The sequence below is a fragment of the Roseiarcus sp. genome (assembly GCF_052145395.1).
GTDB lineage: Bacteria > Pseudomonadota > Alphaproteobacteria > Rhizobiales > Beijerinckiaceae > Roseiarcus.
The window spans coordinates 1-3,643 of sequence record NZ_JBKQOT010000227.1; the positions used below are offsets into that span (position 1 = coordinate 1).

Here is a 3,643-nt window from a genome sequence, read left to right on the forward strand (position 1 = left end):
CTTCGTCATTCATGGACGCTTATCCAAACTGGAACGTTCCAATAAGAGTGCTTCGCTTTAATCTCCATCCGCCGAAGTCCATTAGGAGAAAATTGAGGCCATTGCCGATAAAATTGGAACGTGCTAATAACCCTTAGTCATTTTTGGTCCCCCCGTCAACCCCACTCTCCGGAAACCGCCAGTGAGCGCGACGATCCCGCAAGACATCCTCGACGCTCTGACCGACATCGCGATGCCGCGCCTGCCGACCGAGCGGTCGATTAGAGAGACCGTCGCCACGCGCGGTTTCTCAATTCCCATCTACCGCAGCGAAGCCCTGGTTCTCGGCAGCGGAGCCGCGGGATTGCGCGCGGCGGTCGAGATGAAGCGGCGCGACGTCGACGTCGTGGTCGCCACCCAGAGCGCCTTTGGCGGCACATCGGCCTGCTCCGGATCCGACAAGCAGACGCTGCACACCGCCAATGGCTCCGGGCGCGGCGACGATTTTCGGGCGATGGCCGAGGCGCTCGGCGCGGGCGGCGCGATGGACGAGGACACAGCCTACATCGAAGCCGTGGGCTCGCCGCGAGCGCTCTCATCCCTGCAATTCATGGGACTGCCGATCCCGCAGGACCGCCTCGGGGGGGTGTTGCGCTACCAAACGGACCACGATGAGGTCGGTCGCGCGACAAGTTGCGGACCTCGCACGTCGCGTCTCATGGTGCAGGTGCTCGCCAAGGAAGCGACCCGGCTGAACGTGCCGTTCTTCAATCAGACGACCGGCGTCCGTCTGCTTGTCGACTCGGGAGCGGGCGCTCGCTGCGTGGGGGTCGTCGCAATGTCGCCCAAGCGTCGCACGCCGGACAATCCGCTGGGCCTTCTCGTGTTCCTGAGCGGTTCGGTCGTGATCGCGACCGGAGGACCCGGAGAACTCTACCGCGACAGCGTCTATCCGAGGCAGTGTTTCGGGTCGCTAGGGCTGGCGCTGGAGGCGGGTCTCGAAGCCGTCAATCTGACCGAGAGCCAAGTCGGCATCAGCACATCGCGCGATGGATTCCCATGGAACCTCTCGGGCACATACGTCCAGGCAATGCCCTACATCTTCTCGCGCGACGCGCGCGGGCATGAGCGCAATTTCCTCGCCGACTATTACCGGACCACTCAGGAGCTGGCGTCGAACGTCTTTCGCAAAGGCTACCAGTGGCCGTTCCACGCAACGCGCATGCTCGGGTTCGGCTCGAGCCTCGTCGACCTTGCAATCATCAGGGAGACTCGGGCCGGACGAAGAGTGTTCCTCGACTTCAACCGCAATCCGCTTCCGGTTCCAGGAGACGCCGAGTTCGATCTCGGCCGGCTCGATCCAGATGTCACCGCCTATCTGACGAATGGCGGCGCGATGCTGGAACGTCCGCTCGACCGTCTGCGCAAGATGAACCCGCTCTCGATCGAGCTCTACAAACGCTACAAATACGACATCACCAGCGATCCGCTCGAATTCGCAGTGAACAATCAGCATATGAATGGCGGCCTCGCGGTCGACGGTTGGGGCGCGACCAGTCTCGAGGGCTGCTACGCAGTCGGCGAGGCGGCGGGAACGCACGGTGTAACCCGACCAGGTGGCGCGGCGTTGAACGCAGGCCAGGTTTTTGGCACCCGCTGCGCCGAGCATGTCGCCGCTCGCCGTGACGGGTGCGCAGCAAGAGGACCTACGCCCGGACTCATCGACGAGGCCGTCGGCCGTATCCTCGACGTTCTCAATGCCGACAGCCCGCTCAGCGTCAAATCGATCTGCAAGGATGTTCAGAATCGCATGAGCGATCATGCCGGCGTGCTCTGTAACGCAGGCGATGTGAAGTCGGCGCTGAATGCGGCTCGCGCCCTCAACGAGACCATTCGCCAGGAGGGGATCGCCTACTCCGGCGCCCCAGAAGCTCTAAGAGCTCTGCAGTGGCGGCAGACCGCGCTCCTATCGGAAGGGGTGCTGGCGGTGCTCGCTTTCTACATCTCACGAGGAGGCGGCAGTCGCGGAGCGCGAACCATTTGCGCGCCGGATGGAGATCGCGTCCCGGAAGCCCGCCTCGGCGCTCTGGAAGACGTCCGTTTCGTGTCCGAGCGCGCAGAGGACCGCTCCGAGCAGATCCATGTGCGGTTCGACGCGGGAACGTTCGCCTGTGATGCGCGCCCGATCCGCCGACGCGATCGCGACGACAAGCCGTTCTTCGAGCGCGATTGGCCGGCATTCCTGACAGGCGCGATCCACTATGCCGTTCACTGACCATCTCCGAAGGGCGCCAGACGTGACGGCTCGAACTTGGATCAACCGGAACGTCGTCGGCGTCGGCGAAGCGATGCTCGAATTCGCGCCCGTCGGCGACGGCCTTTACCGGCGCGGATTCGCAGGCGATACGCTCAACATCTGTTGGCATCTGGCTGAACTGATCGGCGGGAGCGGAAGTGTCGGCTACTTGACAGGCATTGGAACCGACCCGTGGTCGGAACATTTCCTCGCCTTTCTCGCATCTGGCGGCGTCGATGGGTCGAGGATCTACCGTGACCCGGCGCGGACGATTGGCCTTTACGTCATCAGCCTCGACGGGGCGGAGCGCAGCTTCACTTACTGGCGCGAGGCGTCCGCCGCGCGACGACTCGCGGACGACCCTGTTCGTCTCGCCGAGGCGTTGCGGGGTATTGGGCTCATCCACGTCTCGGGAATTACGATCGCCATCATCGGCCACGAAGGAAGACGCAACCTCGTAAAGGCCCTCGACAGAGCGCGTGGCGAAGGCGCCGTCGTCTCATTCGATCCGAACGCGCGCCTCCGCCTTTGGCCCGACGAAGACACACTGCGTCGTGCGACGCGGGAGATCATGGACGCAGTCGACATTCTGTTGCCGAGTTTTGACGACGAGGCGAAATTCTGGGGCGACGCCACGCCGGATGCGACGCTCGCCCGCATGGAGGGCTATGGCGTCCGGGAGATTGCCGTCAAGAACGGCGGGGAAGCGGTCCTCTTCTCCGTGGACGGCGTGCGCGGCGAGGCGCCGACGCCGCCGATCGAGACGGTTCGTGACACGACCGGCGCCGGCGATGCCTTCAACGCCGGCTATCTCGCGGCGCGACTTGCAGGGTCGCCTCCCCTACGGTCCTGCGAGTTAGGGCAGCAGGTCGCCGCCGAAGTCATCGGTCATTTCGGCGCTCTCACGCCCAAGGGAACGCTTGCTCGGTTCCGGGAGGCCATTGAAAGCCACGCGAACAGTTGAGGGCAGCGCTCGCCAACATCATCTATCCGCAGGCGACGCTCGATTTGAAGCGCTCCGGGTTCGGGAGTATCGGGTTACCGAACCATCGCTCTCGTCCCTCCTTGCGGCCGATCACTCCAACCTCGCAGAAATGTCAGAAGCCGACGCTTGCGAGATAGTCGCGACTCGCCTTCACGTCGGCGAGGCTGCCGCCGGCGTTTCGCGGGTCTCTTTCCTGCTCAACAGTGATGACGCCGGCGTAGCCGATATGAGCCAGCAGTTGGCGGATAGCCCGATAGTCGATGCAGCCTCGGCCGATCGGGCATATCACGCCTTCGCCGCAGGCTTCGAAGAAGCGGATACGGCGGCTCATGACCTCGTCGAACTTCGCGCGGTCGATGTCCTTGAAGTGGATGTAGTCGAGC

3 protein-coding genes are annotated in these 3,643 nt (G+C 63.7%); 2 read left to right on the plus strand and 1 reads right to left on the minus strand.

Annotated features, from left to right (window positions below):
* The first annotated feature begins 181 nt into the window (after positions 1-181).
* Positions 182-2,254, plus strand: coding sequence for an FAD-binding protein (locus ACLP25_RS07760; RefSeq protein ID WP_442468639.1), 2,073 nt, complete (start codon positions 182-184; stop codon positions 2,252-2,254).
* Positions 2,255-2,276: 22 nt separating this feature from the next.
* Positions 2,277-3,239: a sugar kinase gene (locus ACLP25_RS07765; protein WP_442468640.1), complete on the plus strand. Its 963-nt coding sequence runs from the start codon at positions 2,277-2,279 to the stop codon at positions 3,237-3,239.
* Positions 3,240-3,372: 133 nt separating this feature from the next.
* Here the strand turns inward: ACLP25_RS07765 and ACLP25_RS07770 are convergent.
* On the minus strand, positions 3,373-3,643 hold a 271-nt coding region (locus tag ACLP25_RS07770), incomplete at its 5' end, for a TIM barrel protein (RefSeq protein WP_442468641.1).